The following is a 2,417-nucleotide window of genomic DNA, read 5'->3' on the forward strand; positions in this document are numbered from 1 at the left end:
CAGTGTCTCAGCAAGGCTGGCAGAATTTGCCGGTATCACCGATCTGCCGCTGGCTGTTGGTTTTGGTATTCGTGATGGTGCCACTGCTGCAGCACTGGGTGCAGTATCCGATGGTGTGATTGTGGGGAGTGCTCTGGTCAGTCAAGTGGCCGAGTTGGCAGATCAACCCGAAAAAATTGCTGCGGCTCTTAAACAGGTATTGGGTGACATGCGCAAGGCGCTGGATAAGCTGCCTGCCTGAAAAATTTACAATCCAGGTCGTCACCTGGGTTAAACTCTACACACTGATTTTAGGCTACAGGGTTTATTATGAGCTGGTTAAACCGAATTGTTCCATCCATCATCCGTTCTGAAACGAACGACCGTAAAGCCAATGTGCCGGAAGGTCTGTGGCGTAAATGCCCCAAGTGTGATGCCGCACTTTATCGTCCCGAGCTGGAAAAAAATCAGCACGTTTGCCCCAAGTGTGATCATCACATGCGTATTACAGCACGCAAACGTCTGGAGTCTTTTCTGGATAAGGGCACGGCCAGTGAACTGTTTGCTGAACTGGAGCCGGTGGATCGCCTGAAATTCCGTGACTCTAAAAAATACAAAGATCGTCTGGCTGCAGCGCAGCGGGATACCGGTGAAAAAGATGCTCTGATTGCCATGCGTGGTGACCTGACCGGTATTGCAGTGGTTGCTGTGGCGTTTGAATTCAACTTCATGGGCGGCTCCATGGGTTCGGTGGTGGGTGAGAAGTTTGCCCGCGCAGCTGAGCTGGCATTAAAAGAGCGGGTGCCGCTGGTTTGTTTTTCAGCTTCTGGCGGCGCACGCATGCAGGAAGCCCTCTTCTCGCTGATGCAGATGGCAAAAACCTCTGCGGCGCTGGAGCGTATGAAACAGGCGGGTGTACCCTATATTTCGGTGCTGACTGATCCAGTGTACGGTGGTGTATCTGCTTCACTGGCGATGCTGGGTGACCTGAATGTCTCCGAGCCTTTTGCCCTGTGTGGTTTTGCCGGTCCGCGAGTCATTGAGCAGACCGTACGCGAAAAACTGCCGGAAGGTTTCCAGCGTGCAGAATTCCTGCTGGCACACGGCACTGTGGATATGATTATTCATCGTCATAAGATGGCGGATACCCTGGGTGGACTGCTGCGAAAAATGACCCAGCAGCCTGCAGCTTGATTGTTTCGTGACCTCTGAACTTCTGCCAGGTTCGTCCAGTACACTGGACACCTGGCTTAAACACCTTGAGACACTCCATTCACGAGAAATTGATCTGGGGCTGGAGCGTGTCAAAGCAGTTGCCTTGCGGCTGAACCTGCCGCTGACCGCTGCTTCCCGTTCCTGCCGAGTGATTACTTTTTCCGGAACCAACGGTAAAGGCTCTACTCTGGCAATGACCCAGTCCATGGCACTGGCAGCTGGGTTAAGTGTTGGCAGTTATACCTCTCCCCACTTTCTGCATTTTAACGAGCGAATCCAGATCAATGGTGAACCCGTCAGTGATACGGCAATCATCCATGCCTTTGAGCAGATTGAAGCCGCACGTTGCCAGCCACCAGAACACACCCTCTCACTGAGTTATTTTGAATTTGCCACGCTGGCAGGTTTGTTGTTATTTCAGGATGCCGGGTTGGATCTTTGGTTGCTGGAAGTAGGACTGGGTGGCCGACTGGATGCGGTGAATATTGTGGATTGTGATGTTGCAGTGCTGACAACCGTGGCGCTGGATCATCAGGATTATCTGGGGGATACCCTGGAGCTGATAGGTGCTGAAAAGGCCGGAATTTTTCGGCCAGGTTGCTCTGCGGTGCTGGGCAGTGAACAGCTGCCGGATAGTGTAAAAAAAATTGCAGCCAAACTGGGCGCCGATATTTTTCAACTGGGTGAGCATTATTTTCGTAGTCTGCCGCAGCAAGGCTATTGGCACTGGCAAGGTCAGAATAAGCAGCACCAACCATTGCACTTGAATGATTTGCCGGTGAACTCCTTGCCTGCGGACAATGCTGCCACAGCAGTACAAGCGTTATTGCTGGCCTGGCCGGAAATAAAACATCAAGTTGTTGTCGAAGGGCTGGCAAAAGCACATCTGACGGGTCGGATGCAGCGTATCCGCACGAATACGGGTTACTGGCTACTGGACGTTGCTCATAATCCTGAGGCAGCGGAATATCTGGCTAAACAGTTGCAGCAGCAGGGTGAAGTTCGGCGTGTGGCGCTGGTCGGTATGATGGCCGACAAAGACATGGCTGCAACACTCAAACCCCTGTTGCCATTGGTGGATGCCTGGATTACTACTGCCTTACCCTTGCCGCGGGCAGCAAAACCAGAAAAACTGGCACAGTTGCTGCAGCAAATGGGTGCTGAGGTTCTGGCAGTCTGTGATGATGCCGAAGTGCAGCAGGCGTACAAAACGGCTTTGGCAC

At 52.5% G+C, this 2,417-nt stretch carries 3 protein-coding genes; all 3 read left to right on the forward strand.

All coding sequences use genetic code 11. The annotated features are described in order from the left end of the window. Positions 1-241: tryptophan synthase subunit alpha (locus tag IBX50_RS19700; RefSeq protein WP_292258098.1), on the forward strand; the 241-nt coding region annotated here is incomplete at its 5' end. 68 nt (positions 242-309) lie between these two features. Beyond that, entirely contained in the window at positions 310-1,173 is an 864-nt protein-coding gene (accD, locus tag IBX50_RS19705; RefSeq protein WP_292258099.1) for an acetyl-CoA carboxylase, carboxyltransferase subunit beta, read from the forward strand. A 7-nt stretch (positions 1,174-1,180) separates the two neighbouring features. After that, on the forward strand, positions 1,181-2,417 hold a 1,237-nt coding region (gene folC, locus IBX50_RS19710), incomplete at its 3' end, for a bifunctional tetrahydrofolate synthase/dihydrofolate synthase (RefSeq protein WP_292258100.1).

It is taken from the genome of Marinospirillum sp. (assembly GCF_014859565.1).